Raw genomic sequence first — 18429 nt, 5'->3', positions numbered from 1 at the left:
GAATCATCCCGGGAACGCAGGGTGACGGCACTCAGGTTGCCCCCCCGCCCCAGGACGTAGACGACACCGGCACGCACCTGGGGTACCCCCATGATGCCGTTACGGTCGGTACGGATGCGGCCCTCCAGGGTACCGTCCTCGGGGGCCAGCCAGTGCAGGTAGCCCTCGTAATCACCCACCACCACATGGCTGTCCACCGGCACCGGCAGGGTCACCCCCCGCAGCCGCAGAAGATCCTGCTGCCAGAGGGTGGCGCCGTTGCGGCGGTCCAGGGCCCAGACATGGCCAAAGGCGTCGGTGAGCAGCAACAGGTCGCCCGCCACCGTGACACCGCGATAGGAGGACAGATCCCGCTGCCAAAGGGTACGTCCATCGGCCACGCTGAAGGCGGCCACCCGGCCCTGATAGGCCGCGCCGTAAACCACCCCGCCGGCCAGGTCCAGCTCGCCGTCCACATCCACCATGCGTTCCAGTTCGGAACGACCGCTGGGGATGGCCAGGGCCGTTTCCCAGATCACGTTACCGCGGGCCAGACCGAACATGGCGAGCCGACCATTGTCGAATCCCGCCAGGACACGCCCGGACAGCATCAAGGGGGTACCGGCCCCCCGCAGGCTCAAGGCCGGGGTGCTGCGTCCCGCCAGCCAGCGCGGTTCGCCGGTCAGGACATCCAGGGCATGGAGGCGGCCGTCGTTGGTCCGCACGACCACCAGCCCCTGTTCCACCTCGGACACGGCCATGACCTCGCTGGAAAGCATCCGGCGCCACAGTTCCTGGCCATCCTCCGGGCTCAGGGCGATGGCCTCCCCGCGCCCGGTGCCCACCACCACCACCTGGCTGCCGCCGTTGACCCCGCCGGTGACGGGTACCCGCAGGTTCGTCCGCCACAGGCTGGCGCCGTCTTCCAGATTCCAGGCGGAAACCCGCCCGTCGGCACCGGCGACGATAATGCGATCCCGGCCCAGGTAGGGGGAAAGCTGGAGATAGGACTTGCCCGCGCCGGAGCCGGTATTGCGGCTCCACAACACCCGGGGCGTCACCTCCGCTTCGATCCGGGGCAATGGCGCGGGCGGTTCCGCGGTATCCCGGCTCCACAGCCCGCAGCCGCTGACCAAGGTGGTGACGAGCAGTACGGCCAGCAGTCGCGGCATCATGAACCAGTCACCTCGACCGGGGTGTTGAGCGCATCCCGCTTCATCTGCAGATAGTCGGAAAGTCCACCCGAAATCAGCATGGCGCGGTCATAGGCGGCCCGGGCCCGGGCATGATCCCCAAGGGCGCGATGGGCATCCCCCCGCAGCTCTTCCACCAGGGCCAGGAAACCTTCGGGCACCGGGTCCTCCAGCAGTGTCAGGGCATCCTGGGCACGGCCGTCGGCAATCAGGACCCGAGCCAGACGGGTCCGGGCCACCTGAACCATTTCCGGAGTGCGGGCCTGGGCCATGGCCCAGCGCAGACGCCCTTCCGCCAGCACCAGGTCATCCCGCTCCACCGCCAGCCGTGCCAGCTCCAGGGCCGCCAGGGCCGCATAGGGTGTCTTGCGATAGCCTTCCATCAGGGTCGTGCCATGGTCGTGGGCGATCTCGCTGCCCTGCCGGGCGGCGGACACCATGGCCATGTAGATCTCCGAGGCATCCACGGCGCGAGACTCCACATGGCCCGTCCACAGACGCCAGCCCACGACACCGCCGAGGCCCACCACCAGACCCAGGATCACGGCGGTACCGTTCTCCTTCCACCATCGCTTGATGGCCTCGACGCGTTCCTCGTCGGTCGCGTAGGACATGGATCATTCTCCTTAAGATTGTGCGGATTCAGAAATCGATGTGGCCCGACAGCCCCAGCAGTTCGGGGAGACGTTCACTCAGGTCGGTCATGGAGACCGTGACCTGGGGACGCTCCGGGTCGCGCAACGGTTTGACGGACACCTGTCCGGCCGCCAGTTCCGCCTCGCCCAGGATCAGCGCCACCGCCGCGCCGCTGCGATCGGCACGCTTGAGCTGGGCCTTGATACTGCCGCCGCCGCAATTGACCAGCAACCGAAGCTCCGGAACGGCCGAGCGCAAGGCCTCGGCCAGGGCCATGCCCGCCGTCACGGTCTCCTCCCCCGCCAGGACCAGATACGCCTGGGGCGGCGCGGCCTGGGGCAGGCCGCCATCGTCTTCCAGCAGGCTGAGCAGACGTTCCACGCCCATGGCAAAACCAGCCGCCGGCGTGGCCCGACCGCCGAGCTGGGACACCAGACCATCATAGCGGCCACCGGCGCAGACCGTACCCTGGGCGCCCAGGGCATCGGTGATCCACTCGAACACGGTCCGGCCGTAGTAGTCCAGACCGCGAACCAGACGGGGATTGATGGTGAATTCGACGCCGGCCCGGGTCAGGATGGCCTGCAGGGTCTCGAAGTGGGTTCTTGAAGCCGCGTCCAGATGGTCCAGCAGGCTCGGGGCCGCCTGGATCAGCGGCCGCAGGTCCGGATTCTTACTGTCCAGAATGCGCAGGGGGTTGGTGTGCAGCCGCTGGCGGGATTCCTCGTCCAGCTGGTCCTGATGGGCCTGGAAATAGGCCACCAGGTGCTCGCGATAGGCGGCGCGGGCCTCCGCGGACCCCAGGCTGTTCAGCTCCAGGCGCACCTGCCGAAGCCCGAGGGATTGCCACATGCGCGCGGTCATGAGGATCAGTTCGGCATCGATGTCGGGGCCTTCCATGCCGAAGGCTTCAACACCGATCTGATGAAACTGGCGGTAGCGGCCCTTCTGGGGCCGCTCGTGACGGAACATGGGACCCATGTACCAGAGTCGCTGCTGCTGATTGTGCAACAGCCCATGCTCCACTCCGGCCCGGACACAACCCGCCGTACCCTCGGGACGCAGGGTCAGGCTGTCGCCGTTGCGATCCTCGAAGGTGTACATCTCCTTGGAGACGATATCCGTCACCTCGCCGATGGAACGGGCGAACAGGTCCGTGCTCTCCACGATGGGAAGGCGGATCTCCTGATAGCCGTAACTGCTCAAGGTATCCCGAATGCGGGATTCCAGCCACTGCCAGGCGCCTGTGTACTCGGGCAGGATGTCGTGCATCCCCCGGATGGATCTAATCTGCCTGCTCATCAATCTCGGATCTGTGTCAAACGGTCGGAACGGCGGCGCGGATGACGCCGGCGGCGGACGACGCTATCAGCGCCGCCCCACGGTGAAACGGGCGGTGTTGTCGGCCCGGGTATCTCCGGACATGTCCATGGACTGACCATTGAAGGTCAGACGAACCCCCGGGGCGTTACCCAGGAATACCCGGATGGGCACGGCCCCCTCGATGCGACGCTCGGACCCCTTGCGCATCAGACCCACCAGAAGCCGATTCCCTCCCGCATCGGTGATCTCCACCCAGGAGTCTTCCTCGAAGCGCAATACCAGGCGCCCCTGCCCCGCCGGTGGCGGCGGCTCGGTGGCGACGGGCGCCGCAATGGCCTCGGGCGAAGGCGCTGCCGGCGTCGCGGCGGGCGGCGCCAGGGGCGGTTCCGGGGTTGCCGGGGCGGGAGCGGCGGACTCGACGGCCGGGGACTCCGACTCCGGCGCTTCCAGGGTCGGTACGATCCGGGCGGGAAGCGACGGAACCGAGGGTTCGGCGCTTACCGGCGCGGTCCCCTCGCCACCGGCCTCCGGTTGCGCCGGATCACGGAACAGGTCGCCGGAGAACAGGAACAGGCCGAGGATCAATGCCGCCAGCAGCACCACGCCGATGATGATGACCCAGGGACCCGCGCCGCCCGAAGCGGCGGGAGCGGCGGTCGCCGTGGTGCGCACCGTGCTCCTGTCGTCGCCGGAGGCGAGCGAGGGCGCGATCTCCAGTCGCTCCCGAAGGGCGCCGGTAGCCTGCTCCAGGGCGCTGATCATGGGCTCCGCATCCACTTCCAGGATCTTGGCGCAGCCGCGCAGATAACCCCGCACATAGGGCGGCTCGGGCAGTTGTTCGAAACGATCCTCTTCCAGGGCTTCCAGGGTTCGCAGGGGCAGATGCAGGCGCGCCGCCAGATCCTCCCGAGCCATGCGGGCCTGCTCGCGGGCGGCCCGCAGCAACGCACCCGGCGAAGCCGCCGCGGGCGAGTGCGTACCCCAGTCTTCTTGTTGCATTCTATCTTCTGCCACGGGATTCGGTTTCCAGCAATCGTGTGGTCTGTTCTGAGTCCGGGAAATCGTTCTTCAAGCGCAGGGCGCAGACCCCGGAGGCATCCCGATTGCCCAATTCCAGTTCGGCCCGATAGCAGATCCAGAGGGTCTCCGGGGTGTGGGGCATCTGTTCCGTCAGGCGCTGCAGATAGGCACGGGTCTGAAGATAGCGTCCGCGCTCGAAAGTCAGGCGCATCATCTCATACAAGGCGGGGATATGGCGCGGATTGCTTTCCAGCGCCCGCCGGAAATAGCGCTCCGCCTGCTCCTCGTCCGGCTTTTTCAGGATGCAGATGCCCGCGTTGGTCCAGGCCACCTCGGGCGTGGCGTAAAGAGGATTGTCCGCCGCGGCGCGAAACGCCCGATCGGCCTCGTCCAGGCGATCCTGCCGGCACAGGAAAGTCCCGTAGTTGTTCTGTACCAGGGCATTCCCCGGTTCAAGATCCAGGGCGCGCCGGAAGTGACGATCCGCCAGCCGGGGATCACGCAGCCGCTCCTGCAGCAGGGCGTAGGCGGCGTGAACCTGGCCGGACCCGGGATCCTGGGACAGGGCACGATCCAGATTGCCCTTGGCCTGCTCCAGCTGATTGTTGCGCATATAGTGCAGACCCAGTTCCATGTTCACCTGGGCGGCACGCTGTTCACGCTCCTGGACCTGGGGCGTGACGGCGCAACCGACCAGCAACAGGCCGGTACAGAGCATCAGACCGGGCAGAACAAGGGTCGGCTTCATGGTGGCGCGGCTCCCGGCGGGTTCTCCAACGCGGCAAAGCGCATCACACGGCGACTCCGGTCTTCCACCCGTCCCACCAGCTGACCGCAGGCGGCGTCGATGTCGTCGCCGCGGGGACGGCGCGTGATGGTGGTGTAACCGGCCTGCACCAGGATGTCCCGGAACCGGTCGATGGCGGCACCGCTGGAGCGGCGGTAACGGCTTTCCGGAAAGGGATTGAAAGGGATCAGATTGACCTTGCAGGGCACATCCTGCAACAGGGCCGCCAGTTCCCGGGCCTGGGCCTGGCTGTCGTTGATCCCGTCGAGCAGGACGTATTCCACCGTGACCCGGCTGTGATGCCCCCCGTTGCCCACATAACGACGGCAGGCCGCCAGCACGTCGGCGATGGGGTACTTGCGGTTCAGGGGCACCAATTGATCGCGCAGGGCGTCATTGGGCGCATGCAGGCTCAGGGCCAGGGCCACCTGTAGACCGGTCTCGCGCAGCCGGTCCAGGGCCGGCACCACGCCGGCGGTGCTGAGGGTGACACGGCGCTTGCTCAGGCCGTAGGCGTTGTCCTCCAGCATCAGGGACATGGCCGCCACCACGGGTTCGAAATTGAGCAGGGGTTCGCCCATGCCCATGAGCACCACGTTGCTCACCACCCGGCTCTGCCCCTCTTCCGGTTGCAGATGGCCGCGGGCGGCATGGAGCTGGCCGATGATCTCGGCGGCGGTCAGGTTGCGGTTGAAACCCTGACGGGCGGTGGAACAGAAGCTGCAGTCCAGGGCGCAGCCCACCTGGGAGGACACGCACAGGGTGCCGCGACCTTCCTCGGGAATGAACACGGTCTCGATGCAGTTGCCGTCATCCAGCCGCAGCAACCACTTGTGGGTGCCGTCGCGGGCGGCCTGGGTCATGACGATTCCGGGGGCACGGACCTCGGCATGTTCTGACAGCCAGGCCCGCAGACCCTTGGTCAGGTCCGTCATGGCGGCGAAATCAGTGATGCCCCGCTGGTGGATCCACTTGAGCACCTGCACGGCACGGAAGGGCTTTTCGCCGTGAGCGACGAAGAACCCGGCCAGTTCCTCCCGCGTCATGCCCATCAGATTGGTCTTGGTACTTTCATTCATGGATCTGTCCACCGGCGGTGGCCGGAAAAGCTGTGGGGCAAGCCCCTGCCGGGGGCGGGCAAACCCGCCCCCGGTTCGGCGTGACGCCGTCCGTCAGCGGGTGCGCTGGCAGAGTTCTTCGGGCTTGAAGAAGAAAGCGATTTCCTGGGCGGCGGTGTCGGCGCCATCGGAGCCGTGCACGGCGTTCTCGTCGATGCTGTCGGCGAAATCGGCGCGGATGGTGCCGGGGGCGGCATCCTTGGGATTGGTGGCACCCATCAGTTCACGGTTCTTGGCAACGGCGTCTTCGCCTTCCAGAACCTGCACCATCACCGGACCGCTGATCATGAAGCTCACCAGATCATTGAAGAAGGGGCGCTCCTTGTGCACGGCATAGAAGCCTTCCGCCTGTTCGCGGCTGAGCTGGATCATGCGGGCGGCAACGATGCGCAGGCCGGCCTTCTCGAAGCGGCTGTAGATCTCGCCGATCACGTTCTTGGCGACGGCATCGGGCTTGATGATGGAAATGGTGCGTTCAACAGCCATGGAATGGAACTCCGATATGGGATATGGAAGTGCAAGATTGCAACGCAGGCCGTCATGACCTGCGTCAAGGGAAGAAGATTGCATCGTGATGCAGAGGGGGAATGTTACCTTGCGGGGCGGGTGACAGACAATGACCCGGCACCGAAGGCGGCACGGACAAGCCCGGCTCCGGAAGGAAAAACCAATCGCGGGAGAACGGCGACCCTAGCCGTCGTACTCCTCCATCCAGGCCAGTTGCACGGCCTCCAGGATGCGCTCGCCGCAACGCGCCGGATCATCCTCGAAATCCGGCAGGGCCATGATCCAGTTGCGCAGGTCGACGAAATTCACCTGGGTCGGATTCACGTCCGGATGGGCCTCCTGCAGGGCCAGGGCGATGTCCAGACTATCGGTCCATTGCAAGCTCATGGGGCAGCCTCCTAGTGATGCTCGGACACCTGATTGATGGTGTAACGGGGAATCTCCACCACCAGATCCCGATCCCCCACGCGGGCCTGACAGGAGAGGCGCGAATCCGGCTCCAGGCCCCAGGCCCGGTCCAGCAGGTCTTCCTCGTCCTCGGTGGCCTCATCAAGGCTGTCCAGTCCCTCCCGCACATAGACATGGCAGGTGGTGCAGGCACAGGACTTCTCGCAGGCATGCTCGATCTCGATGCCGTTGGCCAGGGCGGCATCGCAGATGGAGGTCCCGGACTCCACCTCGACGGCAGCCCCCTCGGGACAGATCTCCTCGTGGGGAAGAAAGATGATTTGCGGCATGTGGTCGTTCACTCCCAGCTGGGTTTATTCGAATTCCTCGACACGATGGCCGGACATGGCCTTGCGGACGCTCTCGTTCATGCGCCGGGCGACGAAGGATTCGCCGGCCTTCTCCACCTCGGCAATGGCCCGGCGGATGGCCTCGTGATCTTCTCCCCGGCGCGCCTCCAGCAATGTGCGGCTGGCCGCGCGGATGCCCTCCAGCTCGTCCGGATCCAGCAGATGCCCATCGGCGGCCAGGGCCGATTCCAGGGCCTCCAGGACCCGGTCCGCCTCCACCTGCTGTTCCCGCAGGCGACGGGCCTGCATGTCCTCGGCGGCATGGCTGCGGGAATCGGTGAGCATGGACTGGATCTCGCCGTCGGTGAGACCGTAGGACGGCTTCACCTCGATGCCGGCCTGTACCCCGCTGACCATTTCCCGGGCCGTCACATTGAGCAGGCCATCCGCATCCACCTGGTAGGTCACTCGCACCCGGGCGGCCCCCGCCACCATGGGCGGAATCCCGGACAGGGTGAAACGGGCCAGGGAACGGTTGTGGTCCACCAGATCCCGCTCGCCCTGAACCACATGCAGGGCCATGGCCGTCTGACCATCCTTGAAGGTGGTGAATTCCTGGGCGCGGGCCACGGGGATGGTGGTATTGCGGGGGATCAGATGCTCCACCAGGCCGCCCATGGTCTCGATGCCCAGGGACAGGGGAATCACGTCCAGCAGCAGCATCTCGTCGCCGGGCTTGTTACCGGCCAGGATGTCCGCCTGCAGGGCGGCCCCCACGGCCACCACCCTGTCCGGATCGATGTCCACGCGGGGTTCGCGGCCGAAAAACTCCCCGACCCGCTCCCGCACCCTCGGCACCCGGGTGGAACCGCCCACCATGACCACGTCGGTGATCTCCTCGCGGCTCACCCCGGCATCCCGCATCGCCCGCCGGCAGGCGGACAGGGCCTTGCTGATCAGGGGGTCGATGAGACAGTTCATCTGGTGGCAGGTCATGCAGCCGGTCCAGTATTCGGAGTCCGAGCGGGCCACCCGCAACTGGGCCTCATCACGATCGGTGAGGGCTTCCTTGACGGCGCAGGCGTCCAGGATGAGCTGGCGCATGCGGTGATGCCCCGCGTCGCCCTCGATGCCCGCCTCCTGCATCATCCAGGCAGCGATGGCGCGGTCAAAATCGTCCCCCCCCAGAGCGCTGTCGCCGCCGGTGGCCAGGACCTCGAACACCCCTTTGTGCAGGCGCAGGATGGAGATATCGAACGTCCCCCCACCCAGATCGAACACGGCGATCAGGCCCTCATGGCCCTGATCCAGACCGTAGGCGATGGCGGCGGCGGTGGGCTCGTTCAACAGACGATACACGTTCAGGCCAGCCAGGCGGGCGGCATCCTTGGTGGCCTGGCGCTGGGCATCGTCGAAATAGGCGGGCACGGTGATCACGGCCCCGTCCAGATCCCCGCCCAGGGAGGCTTCTGCCCGCCCGCGCAGGGCCTTGAGGATCTCGGCGGAGACCTCCACCGGAGTCACCTCCCCGGCCTGGGTACGGATGCGGGGCACGCCGCCCTCGCCCGGCGCGAAATCGTAGGGAACATGCCCGGCCAGGGTCTTGAGATCGCCCACGCCGCGCCCCATCAGGCGCTTGACCGAAGACAGGGTGTTGAGGGGGTCCAGGGCAGCCAGGCGCCGGGCCTCATGCCCCACCAGCACCCGGCCCTCGGTACCGTAATGCACCACCGAAGGCAACAGGTGAAGGCCGGCCTCGTCGGGCAGGGTTTCGGCCACCCCGTTGCGCACGGTCGCCACCAGGGAATTGGTGGTCCCCAGGTCGATCCCCACCGCGAGACGTCGCTGATGGGGGTCCGGCGACATGCCGGGTTCGGAGATCTGCAATAGCGCCATGGCAAGTTGAATCCGTCTTGATGGTTTCTGGGGGATACCCCGGTTCAGGGCAGGTCGTCTTCCAGACGCTCGCGGATGCGCTCCAGCTCCTCACGCAGACGATTGAAGAACCGCAGCTTGAGGACCTGCTCCCGGGCCTGTTCCAGGTCATCGGCGGCCCAGGCGGCCTCGAAGGCCCTGATCAGGGCATCGTGACGATCATCGATGTCCGCCGCCGCCCGATCCAGGGCGGCAAAGGGATCGGCGGCATCCGGCACCGCTTCCAGGGTCTCGCGGAGCGCCATCTGGTCCATGAGAAAGTCGGGATCGGTGGCGGTGGCCCGGTCGTCATCCACCGCCACGCCCCGCAGACCGAGCAGGTAGCGTGCCCGCCGGGTGTCGTCCCGAAGGGTGGCATAAGCCTCGTTCACATGGGACGCCCCCTGCACCGCCAGACGGCGCTGTGCCTCCGGCGCCTTGGCAAAGCGGTCAGGGTGCAGTTCGGTCTGCAAGGTGCGATAGGCCCGGGACAAGGCCTCCCGATCGATGCGAAACTGCCTCGGCAGGCCCAGCAGGGCAAAGTAATCCCGCCCGAAATCCAGCAACGGACCGCTGGACGCCCCCGGCTCAGACATTGAAGCTCTCTCCGCAACCGCAGCGGGAGTTCTCGTTGGGGTTCTTGAACCGGAACCCTTCGTTAAGGCCTTCACGGGTGTAATCCAGTTCGGTGCCGTCCAGATAGACCAGGCTGCGGGGGTTGATCACCACCTTCACGCCCTTGTCTTCGAAGACGGTATCACCCTCGTCCAGTTCGTCCACGAACTCCATGATGTAAGCCATGCCGGAGCAACCGGTGGTCTTCACACCCAGGCGCAGGCCGATGCCCTTGCCCCGCTTTTCCATGAAGTTGCGCACCCGGTCGGCGGCGGTGTCGGTCAATGTGATGGCCATGACTCTTGCTCTCCTTCTCAGGCGGTTTCAGCGTCGATCGCGCCGCCGGATTTCTTGCGATAGTCGGCAATGGCGGCCTTGATGGCATCCTCGGCCAGCACCGAGCAATGGATCTTCACCGGCGGCAGGGCCAGTTCCTCGGCGATCTCGGTGTTCTTGATGGCCGCGGCCTCCTCCAGGGTCTTGCCCTTGACCCACTCGGTCAACAGGCTGGAACTGGCAATGGCGGAACCGCAGCCATAGGTCTTGAACATGGCCTCCTCGATGACCCCGGCGTCGTTGACGCGGATCTGCAGCTTCATCACATCCCCGCAGGCCGGGGCGCCCACCATGCCGGTCCCCACCTGGGGGTCCGCCTTGTCCAGGGAACCCACGTTGCGGGGATTTTCATAGTGGTCAATGACTTTGTCGCTGTAGGCCATTTCCGGTTACCTCTCCAAATAAAATGTCTTCACGCCCCGCGGGGCAGGCACTGCGCGGGATCAATGGGCGACCCACGCCACCGATTTCAGATCCACGCCTTCCTGATACATCTCCCAGAGCGGCGAGAGTTCGCGCAACTTCTGTACCGCCCCGCGGACCAGGGCGATGGTGCGATCAATGTCTTCCTGGGTGGTATAGCGCCCGACGGAGAAACGGATGGAACTGTGGGCCAGTTCGTCGTCGCGGCCCAGGGCGCGCAACACATAGGAAGGTTCCAGGCTGGCACTGGTGCAGGCGGAGCCGGAGGACACGGCGATATCCTTGAGCGCCATGATCAGGCTCTCGCCCTCGACGAAATTGAAGGAGACATTGAGACTGCCCGCCACGCGGCGCTCGGCATCGCCGTTGAGATAGACCTCCTCCATGTCCGACAGGCCGGCCCAGAGACGGTCGCGCAACAGGCGCAGACGCTGGTTTTCCTGGGCCATCTCCTCCCGAGCGATACGAAAAGCCTCGCCCATGCCGACGATCTGGTGGGGCGCAAGGGTACCGGAGCGCATGCCCCGCTCATGACCGCCGCCATGCATCTGGGCCTCGATCCGCACCCGGGGCTTGCGACGCACATAAAGGGCACCCACGCCCTTGGGGCCGTAGCTCTTGTGGGCGGAGAAGCTCATGAGGTCGACGGGGAGCCTGGCCAGATCGATGTCCACCTTGCCGGTGGACTGGGCCGCATCCACGTGATAGAGGATGCCGCGGGCACGGGTGAGATTGCCGATGGCCTCGATGTCCTGGATCACGCCGATCTCGTTGTTCACGTGCATCACGGACACCAGCACGGTGTCGTCACGCAGGGCGGCCTCCAGGCGGCCCAGGTCGAGCAGGCCATTGGGCTCCGGGTCCAGGTAGGTCACCTCAAAGCCTTCCCGCTCCAACTGGCGACAGGTGTCCAGGACGGCCTTGTGCTCCGTTTTCATGGTGACGATATGGCGTCCCTTCTTCTGGTAGAAATGGGCCGCGCCCTTGATGGCCAGGTTGTCCGCCTCGGTGGCGCCGCTGGTCCAGACGATCTCCCGGGGGTCGGCGCCCACCAGGGCAGCCACCTGCTCGCGGGCTTCCTCCACCGCCTTTTCCGCCTCCCAGCCGAAGGGATGGGAACGGGAGGCAGGGTTGCCGAACAGGCCGTCGATGGTGAGATGGCGGGCCATCTTTTCCGCCACCCGTTCATCCACCGGGGTGGTGGCGGCATAGTCCAGGTAGATGGGTCGGTTGTTCTCGCTCACGGCTTCACTCCTGGGCCTGTTCATTCCACGGACTGGGACGCAAGCCCGGCGCCGGCGCCACTTCGGGCACCGGAAGGCTGGCGTGACATGATGCTGTCCTGACGGGCGGCCACTTCCTGAACGCCGTTGCGGCGCATGACATCGGCCAGGGTGATGTTGGCCAGGAAATTGTGGATCTGGGCGCTCAGATCGGACCACAGATCATGGGTGAGACAGCGATGGCTGTCCTGGCAGTCCACGGTGCCGCCGCAGCGGGTGGTATCCACTTTCTCGTCCACCGCCGAAATGACATCGGCAATGGCCAGTTCATTCGCCGGTCTGCTCAGGGTATAGCCCCCGCCGGGACCGCGGGTACTGACCACGAGACCGCGCTTTCTCAGGCGCGCAAAAAGTTGTTCCAGATAGGATAGTGAGATACCCTGTCGGCCCGAGATATCCGCCAGGGATATCGGTCCCTGGTCGTTGTGGATCGCAAGATCCAGCATTGCCGTCACGGCATAGCGCCCCTTCGTTGTCAGTCTCATTGCCTCTCTCCCGTATGATCCGTCCGGGTATGCTAACAATACCTTATCTTTTTGGTCAAGTATTAACGCCCCGCCGTGACTCGGCACTGTCCTGCCCCTGAGCGGACGGGCCGGCCAAATCCCCCAGTTCATCCGCCTGGATCTCCTGAATGTGGGAGTCATCCACCTGTGCCCCCAGGGCCTTGAGGGCATGGCAGTTCTCGTCCATGCGCTGATCCAGGGTATGCAGATGATCCAGGATGCGGGTAATGGCCGTGGCCACCGGATCCGGCATGTCCTGGGTGGTGCCGTAGGCATCGAACCCCATCTTCAGGGCCATGTCCTCCCGGCGTCGCTCCTCGTCACTTCTGGGCGTGATGATGCGCCCGGGAATACCGACCACCGTGGCCCCGGGAGGCACATCCCGCAGCACCACCGCGTTGGAACCGACCCGGGCCCCCTCGCCGATGCGGATGGGGCCGAGGATCTTGGCCCCCGCCCCCACCACCACGTTGTTCTCCAGGGTGGGATGACGCTTGCCCTTACCCCACGAGGTGCCGCCGAGGGTCACGCCGTGGTAGAGGGTGCAGTCGTCACCGATCTCGGCGGTCTCGCCAATCACCACCCCCATGCCGTGGTCAATGAAGAAACGTCGGCCGATGGTGGCCCCCGGGTGAATCTCGATTCCGGTCAGCCAGCGCCCCAAAAAGGCCAGATAGCGGGCCAGCCAGCACAGGCGCAGGCGCCACAGCCCATGGCTCAGGCGGTGCAGCAGCAGGGCATGCAGCCCCGGATAGGTGGTGAGCACTTCGAAGGTATGCCGGGCGGCCGGGTCCCGGTCGAAGACACAGCGAATATCGTCGCGCAGGCGTTGGAACATGAAGGGTCCTGATGGCCGGCCCGCGGAAACACGGCCGGCATGGGTCTTTTTGGAGCCATTGTACCCCGATCTTCAGGGCTTGCCAGAGTGTTTCGGTGGGCCTTTGGCCGCCTGGGTCAGGATGCCCCGCAGGATATTCACCTCGTTGATGGTGGGATCGGCCTTGGCAAACAGGCGCCGCAACCGCCGCATCAGGTGCCTGGGGTTGTCCGGATCCAGAAACTCCAGCAACAACAGCGTCTCCTCCAGATGGGCATACAGCCGCTCCAGCTCTTCATGACTGGCGGGCAGTTCCCCACCGGTGGGCGCCGGTGCCGATGCGGGGGCATGGGCCAGGGCGGCCATGCGCAGCTCGTAACTGAGCACCTGCACGGCGGCCGCCAGATTCAGGGAGCTGTATTCCGGGTTGGCCGGGATATGGATCAGGGCCTGGCAGCGATCCAGCTCCTCATTGGTCAGCCCGGTCCGCTCTCGCCCGAACAGCACGGCCACCGGCCCCGTCGGGACGGCTTCGAGCAGTCTGGCCGCCGCCTGCCTGGGGTCCAGTTCGGGCCAGCGCAGGGTGCGCTGACGGGCACTGGTACCCAGCACCAGACGACAACCCGCCAGCGCCTCGTCCAGATCATCCACCACCTGGGCACCGGCCAGCAGGTCATCGGCCCCGGAAGCCCGGGCCGTGGCCTCGGCGCTGGGATAATCCTGGGGGGCCACCAGCCGAAGGTCCGACAGGCCCATGTTTTTCATGGCCCGGGCCACCCCGCCCACATTGCCCGGATGGGAGGTATTGACGAGCACGATCCGGATCGGATTCAGTAATTCCATGGGTTCAGTTATCATCTATGGCTGTGTTTCTTCTTTGATCTCCCCGCGGCCTGCACGGTCGCGGCCCTGTTTCCCAGCTCATCCCGGAAGTCTTCCATGCATCCCTTGCTCAATATCGCCGTCAAGGCGGCCCGCGCCGCGGGACAGGTCATCGTACGTCATGCGGACCGGCTTGATACCCTCACCGTCCAGGACAAGCAGCCCAACGACTTCGTGACCGAAGTGGATCGCATGGCGGAGCGGGAGATTATACGCGTGATCCACCGGGCCTACCCCGGTCACGCCATCCTGGCGGAGGAAAGCGGCACTCAGGGCAGCAACGAGGAGTTCCAGTGGGTGATCGATCCCCTGGACGGCACCACCAACTACCTCCACGGCATCCCCCAATACGCGGTCTCCATCGCCCTCAAACAAAAGGGGCGCCTGGAACACGGGGTGGTCTACGACCCGGTCAAGGAAGAACTGTTCGCCGCCAGCCGCGGCGCCGGCGCCACCCTCAACAGCCGGCGCATTCGCGTGACCCAGCCCAGGGACATGACCGGCGCCCTGCTGGGCACCGGCATCCCCTTCCGGGAAGACCAGAACCTGGACTACTACCTGCGCACCCTGAGCGCCCTGCTGCCGGGCACCGCCGGTGTGCGTCGCGCCGGGGCGGCTTCACTGGATCTGGCCTACGTGGCCGCCGGTCGACTGGATGGTTTCTGGGAAATCGGCCTGCACGAGTGGGACATGGCGGCCGGCGTACTGATGGTGCAGGAGGCCGGCGGTCTGGTGAGCGACCTCAAGGGCGGCCCCGACTATCTGGCCACCGGCAACGTGGTGGCCGCCGGCCCCAAGGTGTTCAAGGGCATGCTGCAGCGGCTCAGTCCGGTGGTGAACCGGGCGTGAAATTGCACGGGGTTCTCGGCCGGGAAACCCATTCCTCGAATACCCCCCATCTTCCTGATCCTCGGCCAATGCCATACCAGGGCTTCCAAATGGCCCGACACGCCGCGCTTTGCGCGGCGTGCTATCGCCGTCACTCCCGCGCCCGGATTTCGTCATCCGAAAAACCGATCCAGTGCAGGAAGGATTGATGCTGCGCAGGATAGCGGCTTTCGAACCCGCTGTGAATCCGATTGTTATGTTTCTTTGCCTATGATAGGGTGTGTATATAGCAGATATTAATACACATAGGTGATTTATGAGAACCAACATTGTTATAGATGACAAGCTAATGATGGATGCCCTTAAAGCCTCTGGCCTGAGCACTAAAAGAGAAGTTGTAGAACAAGGGCTTAAGCTTCTGGTGCGACGTAGCCAGCAGCAGGAAATTCGCAAGCTCCGAGGTCGAATCAAGTGGGAAGGCGACCTTGACGAAATGCGAGGCGGCAAATGATATTGGTCGATACTAGTGTCTGGATCGACTACCTTAACGGCACTCAGAGCCGGCACACCGATGCTCTTGACGCTGCTATTGTTGAGGGCGTCGTTGCCATGGGGGATTTGATATTTCTGGAAATTCTTCAGGGAATCCGGGACGACCGGGAATACCGCACGACCAAGCAAAGCCTAATGACGCTGGACCAGCTTGAAATGTTTGGAAAAGACATGCCCGAGAAGTGCGCAGAGAATTACCGAGCACTGCGCAAAAAAGGAATGACAATCCGAAAAACTACGGACGTGATTATTGCGACTTACTGCATTGAACAGAAGTTGCCCTTGCTTTTCACTGACCGCGATTTCATTCCTTTTGTTGATCATCTCGGCCTGGTCTCAGCGCTGCCGGGAACGTAACGCCTCAATAACCGGGGCTACAACGGAGCGGAGCGTAGTGTAAGCCGTCCAGCGCCGCAGACGCGAAGTTGACTGACAGATCATGAGTGCTCATTTCTTTCTGCCGAAGTTGTAGTGCTGGAAGTTGGGTACAACAATTTCCTTACCGACCGACAGCTTTTCACCACAATAAGGGCAGAACGCAACCTGGATCTGAACGGTTTCTATTGTCTGCCCTTCACACTCAAGATAACTGTCGTTTTCCAAATCTTCCTCTGTGGCGACCCTGTTCAAGTTTAGATAGATATTGCCGTCATCTTCGTCAAACCATACCTCTGCAAGTGAGCAGGGGGAGCATTCATGAATCAAAGCTGGCACCTCATCGCATCCATCCACGGGGGTGTCCATTCCCTCACGAATAGACTCCCGCATACCCGGTACGGAGAGCAGGTAAAGCGTTTCCTGGATTGCAGACCAGTCTTCCTCGGAGACCAGGACAGCCTTGTTCCGCTTACCCATGATGATGATTGGTTGGTGGGATTCGGCGGTCTCGTCAATCAACCGATAAAGGTTGCTGTGCGCCTCAGTTGCTGAGATTGCGGTCATGACGCACCTCTTGAGTGTTAAAACTCTCACCAAGTGTACGCTTTTGAATACGCAGGTCAAGATGAACGCCCAGCATAACGTTTAGCGTAACCGGCCGGCTTTGGAGCGCTAGCGGAAAAGCCGGTCCGCGTTGACGCTTTGTTAGCAGTTCAGTCTCCTTCTATGAGATTAGCGATCTCACGGAATTTTTCAGCCAGTCTCTTTGAAGCCTCGGGATCATCTACGGTACGCGCAACGTTGTCCGCAATCTTTTGCAGGGCAGCATCAATATCTTTATCGGTCACTCCTTCGGTGAATATGGAAAGAAAGCGCTGCCAAGCGGATAGTTGAATTCCTGCTAATTTTTCTTCGAAGAGCTGTGCAATATATTCTTCCATGATACCAGCGCGGGCCAGCCTTCCAAAGTTTCCTCCGCTATCGCTGGCAGGACGGTCGGAAATCATATCTGATTTAGTCGGGTAGAATTGATTTACAGTGGAGAGCTCAATATTTCTGTCCGATGACCCTTTTCTCTTATGCTTCCAGTACCAGTTTCGGTACTCCGCTACATGTCGCGCACCCATAACAAAGGGCTCAAACACGATCGGCGACCCTGAAATTACATTCGAAAGTGCCCACGGAACTACTACGAGAAGATCGGCTGGCGCGCAAACTGCCGGCGTTACCTTGTACCTGAAGCTGGGCTCTTTCTCCTTTGCAAGCACATACCATCCTTTCAGCTCAATCCCCATAAGGACAGTTGGCTCCACGTCGGGGGCGCTTGCCTTTAGCACTACATCAGGGAATGTCTGCGGTTGGCGTTCGAACTCGTAAAGTGCGTAGTGTTGCTCAGGATCCCAGACAGAACGTAGCTTGTTCAGCGAGTCAACAACTTGCTGCTCGATCGTTGCACCAAGAGACGAATTAAAAGCGAAAAGGTCAGTAGCTAGGACACCATCGATATTCAATGAACTTTCAAACCGAGAAGGCAATGAGAATATTGCCTTCTTTACCGACTCGAAAAGGTCATAATGCTCCCACGATTTTTCCGGCTCCGTCGCGGATGGGGGATTAGGAATTTTTCTTTCTCTCATACAGCGGGAGCTCCTGGTATATTTCATTTATTCTTTGAGAAGCGACGTCAAAGTACTCCGGGATGAGCTCTGAGGCATAGCACTGCCGCCCCGTCATGAGAGATGCAACGGTTGCAGAGCAGAGCCCCCCAAAGGGTTCCCACACCACATCGCCCGGATCAGTTGAGGCCCCGATAATCCGCTCCATTAACTTTAATGGTTTTTGGTTAGCATGTAGTGATTTCATTCCTTTTCGGACGATTCGTTCTTTACCCCGTACAGCTGGCTCCTGCCATACATTCGTGACACCGTGGACATGATTCCATTTTGCGCGCATTCGCTCCCACTTCATTGCTGTTAGATGGGTTCTCCCATCGAGAGAGAAATACGGCCTATTTGTCGGCGCACCATGTTTGTTAGCATAATCGGCCAACATCTCCATCTTCTCCGGGGGCGGGAAGTACCAGAGATGACACTGCGTGAAATACTTTCGTGTAGCAGCGTTTTTGACACCGCAGGCCTCGTTTGTTTTATAAAGTGGCAAACCGCTCCGCAGCCATTCGCTTCTTAGCCACTCCTTTATTGAGCAAGGGCGGCCTTCATAATCGCGGAGCTGAACATCTCTCACATACTGGACACATATTTCTGTTACGACTGGAAATCCTCTAATCGTATCTCCATTGCAGTTTCCGGCAACATGGCCAACGCCTTTATCCCAAATATGCGCAGCCTTATATTTCCAGCCATGTAATTTGAGGACTTGATGAACTTCGGCCCAAGCCAGCTCTGAGCCTGGAGTATCCCCACGTTTTCGCAGGCATAATTCCTTTTAAAACAGTGGGATAATGGAAGGCGGGGTGGACATGCACCGGCAAGATCGTGATTCTTAAGGTGACTAAGCCGAAAAAGAGCCACGAAAAAACCGATGCACGCCACAGACCTGATTCACGCAAACTTGGGGGTTGCTTCTGGAGTATCC

22 protein-coding genes and 1 pseudogene are annotated in these 18429 nt (G+C 62.9%); 3 read left to right on the top strand and 20 right to left on the bottom strand.

Going from position 1 to position 18429, the window contains the following annotated elements:
* The 17 genes from bamB to trmJ all read right to left on the bottom strand — a co-directional run.
* The coding region (gene bamB, locus ECTPHS_RS12535; protein WP_040405993.1) for an outer membrane protein assembly factor BamB at positions 1-1151 on the bottom strand (1151 nt) is incomplete at its 3' end.
* Entirely contained in the window at positions 1151-1786 is a 636-nt protein-coding gene (locus tag ECTPHS_RS12530; RefSeq protein ID WP_008933122.1) for a tetratricopeptide repeat protein, read from the bottom strand. The genes ECTPHS_RS12530 and bamB, both read right to left, overlap by 1 nt.
* Before the next feature lie 28 nt (positions 1787-1814).
* Positions 1815-3110, bottom strand: coding sequence for a histidine--tRNA ligase (gene hisS, locus ECTPHS_RS12525; RefSeq protein WP_040405991.1), 1296 nt, complete (start codon positions 3108-3110; stop codon positions 1815-1817).
* 66 nt (positions 3111-3176) lie between these two features.
* The gene (locus ECTPHS_RS14105; RefSeq protein WP_050814267.1) at positions 3177-4130 is read right to left on the bottom strand and encodes a helix-turn-helix domain-containing protein; all 954 of its coding nucleotides are present in this window, start codon (positions 4128-4130) and stop codon (positions 3177-3179) included.
* Position 4131: 1 nt separating this feature from the next.
* Complete coding sequence (gene pilW, locus ECTPHS_RS12505; RefSeq protein WP_008933119.1) at positions 4132-4899, bottom strand: type IV pilus biogenesis/stability protein PilW; 768 nt, start codon at positions 4897-4899, stop codon at positions 4132-4134.
* On the bottom strand, positions 4896-6017 hold the full coding sequence (locus tag ECTPHS_RS12500; RefSeq protein ID WP_008933118.1) for a bifunctional tRNA (adenosine(37)-C2)-methyltransferase TrmG/ribosomal RNA large subunit methyltransferase RlmN: 1122 nt from the start codon (positions 6015-6017) through the stop codon (positions 4896-4898). The genes pilW and ECTPHS_RS12500 overlap by 4 nt, the downstream gene beginning before the upstream one ends.
* 93 nt (positions 6018-6110) lie before the next feature.
* Positions 6111-6542 (bottom strand): nucleoside-diphosphate kinase, encoded by a 432-nt coding sequence (gene ndk, locus ECTPHS_RS12495; protein ID WP_008933117.1) that lies wholly within the window; start codon positions 6540-6542, stop codon positions 6111-6113.
* 204 nt (positions 6543-6746) lie between these two features.
* Complete coding sequence (gene iscX, locus ECTPHS_RS12490) at positions 6747-6944, bottom strand: Fe-S cluster assembly protein IscX (RefSeq protein ID WP_040406000.1); 198 nt, start codon at positions 6942-6944, stop codon at positions 6747-6749.
* A 17-nt stretch (positions 6945-6961) separates the two neighbouring features.
* Positions 6962-7300 carry an ISC system 2Fe-2S type ferredoxin gene (fdx, locus tag ECTPHS_RS12485; RefSeq protein ID WP_040405983.1) on the bottom strand — a complete coding sequence of 113 codons (339 nt, stop codon included), beginning with the start codon at positions 7298-7300 and terminating at the stop codon, positions 6962-6964.
* Positions 7301-7324: 24 nt separating this feature from the next.
* Positions 7325-9196: a Fe-S protein assembly chaperone HscA gene (gene hscA / locus ECTPHS_RS12480; RefSeq protein ID WP_008933114.1), complete on the bottom strand. Its 1872-nt coding sequence runs from the start codon at positions 9194-9196 to the stop codon at positions 7325-7327.
* A 44-nt stretch (positions 9197-9240) separates the two neighbouring features.
* On the bottom strand, positions 9241-9810 hold the full coding sequence (gene hscB, locus ECTPHS_RS12475) for a Fe-S protein assembly co-chaperone HscB (RefSeq protein WP_008933113.1): 570 nt from the start codon (positions 9808-9810) through the stop codon (positions 9241-9243).
* Complete coding sequence (iscA, locus tag ECTPHS_RS12470) at positions 9803-10126, bottom strand: iron-sulfur cluster assembly protein IscA (protein ID WP_008933112.1); 324 nt, start codon at positions 10124-10126, stop codon at positions 9803-9805. The genes hscB and iscA overlap by 8 nt, the downstream gene beginning before the upstream one ends.
* A gap of 17 nt (positions 10127-10143) precedes the next feature.
* A complete protein-coding gene (gene iscU / locus ECTPHS_RS12465) occupies positions 10144-10548 on the bottom strand; it encodes a Fe-S cluster assembly scaffold IscU (protein ID WP_008933111.1) in 405 nt (134 codons plus the stop codon).
* Between the two features lie 60 nt (positions 10549-10608).
* The gene (locus ECTPHS_RS12460; protein ID WP_210386930.1) at positions 10609-11856 is read right to left on the bottom strand and encodes an IscS subfamily cysteine desulfurase; all 1248 of its coding nucleotides are present in this window, start codon (positions 11854-11856) and stop codon (positions 10609-10611) included.
* The gene (locus ECTPHS_RS12455) at positions 11853-12356 is read right to left on the bottom strand and encodes an Rrf2 family transcriptional regulator (protein ID WP_008933109.1); all 504 of its coding nucleotides are present in this window, start codon (positions 12354-12356) and stop codon (positions 11853-11855) included. The genes ECTPHS_RS12460 and ECTPHS_RS12455 overlap by 4 nt, the downstream gene beginning before the upstream one ends.
* 55 nt (positions 12357-12411) lie before the next feature.
* The gene (gene cysE / locus ECTPHS_RS12450; RefSeq protein ID WP_008933108.1) at positions 12412-13215 is read right to left on the bottom strand and encodes a serine O-acetyltransferase; all 804 of its coding nucleotides are present in this window, start codon (positions 13213-13215) and stop codon (positions 12412-12414) included.
* Positions 13216-13287: 72 nt separating this feature from the next.
* A complete protein-coding gene (gene trmJ / locus ECTPHS_RS12445) occupies positions 13288-14037 on the bottom strand; it encodes a tRNA (cytosine(32)/uridine(32)-2'-O)-methyltransferase TrmJ (protein WP_008933107.1) in 750 nt (249 codons plus the stop codon).
* A 96-nt stretch (positions 14038-14133) separates the two neighbouring features.
* Between trmJ and ECTPHS_RS12440 the strand changes: the two genes are divergently transcribed.
* The 3 genes from ECTPHS_RS12440 to ECTPHS_RS12435 all read left to right on the top strand — a co-directional run bounded on the left by ECTPHS_RS12440 (position 14134) and on the right by ECTPHS_RS12435 (position 15813).
* Positions 14134-14925 carry an inositol monophosphatase family protein gene (locus tag ECTPHS_RS12440; protein ID WP_008933106.1) on the top strand — a complete coding sequence of 264 codons (792 nt, stop codon included), beginning with the start codon at positions 14134-14136 and terminating at the stop codon, positions 14923-14925.
* A gap of 295 nt (positions 14926-15220) precedes the next feature.
* A complete protein-coding gene (locus ECTPHS_RS14350) occupies positions 15221-15415 on the top strand; it encodes a type II toxin-antitoxin system VapB family antitoxin (RefSeq protein ID WP_008933105.1) in 195 nt (64 codons plus the stop codon).
* Entirely contained in the window at positions 15412-15813 is a 402-nt protein-coding gene (locus ECTPHS_RS12435) for a PIN domain nuclease (RefSeq protein WP_008933104.1), read from the top strand. The genes ECTPHS_RS14350 and ECTPHS_RS12435 overlap by 4 nt, the downstream gene beginning before the upstream one ends.
* 357 nt (positions 15814-16170) lie before the next feature.
* Here ECTPHS_RS12435 and ECTPHS_RS12430 read toward each other — a convergent pair.
* From ECTPHS_RS12430 to ECTPHS_RS15005, 3 genes and pseudogenes are all read right to left on the bottom strand, one after another.
* Positions 16171-16398 (bottom strand): annotated as a pseudogene (locus tag ECTPHS_RS12430) (type II toxin-antitoxin system Phd/YefM family antitoxin); the annotation flags it as partial.
* A gap of 149 nt (positions 16399-16547) precedes the next feature.
* Positions 16548-17471 (bottom strand): hypothetical protein, encoded by a 924-nt coding sequence (locus ECTPHS_RS12425; protein ID WP_008933102.1) that lies wholly within the window; start codon positions 17469-17471, stop codon positions 16548-16550.
* On the bottom strand, positions 17449-17886 hold the full coding sequence (locus tag ECTPHS_RS15005; RefSeq protein ID WP_210386929.1) for a DNA methyltransferase: 438 nt from the start codon (positions 17884-17886) through the stop codon (positions 17449-17451). The genes ECTPHS_RS12425 and ECTPHS_RS15005 overlap by 23 nt, the downstream gene beginning before the upstream one ends.
* Between the last annotated feature and the right edge of the window lie 543 nt (positions 17887-18429).

This window comes from Ectothiorhodospira sp. PHS-1, assembly GCF_000225005.1.
GTDB lineage: Bacteria > Pseudomonadota > Gammaproteobacteria > Ectothiorhodospirales > Ectothiorhodospiraceae > Ectothiorhodospira.
The sequence above is the reverse complement of the archived record's forward strand: the minus strand, read 5'-3'. Positions and strand labels throughout refer to the sequence as shown.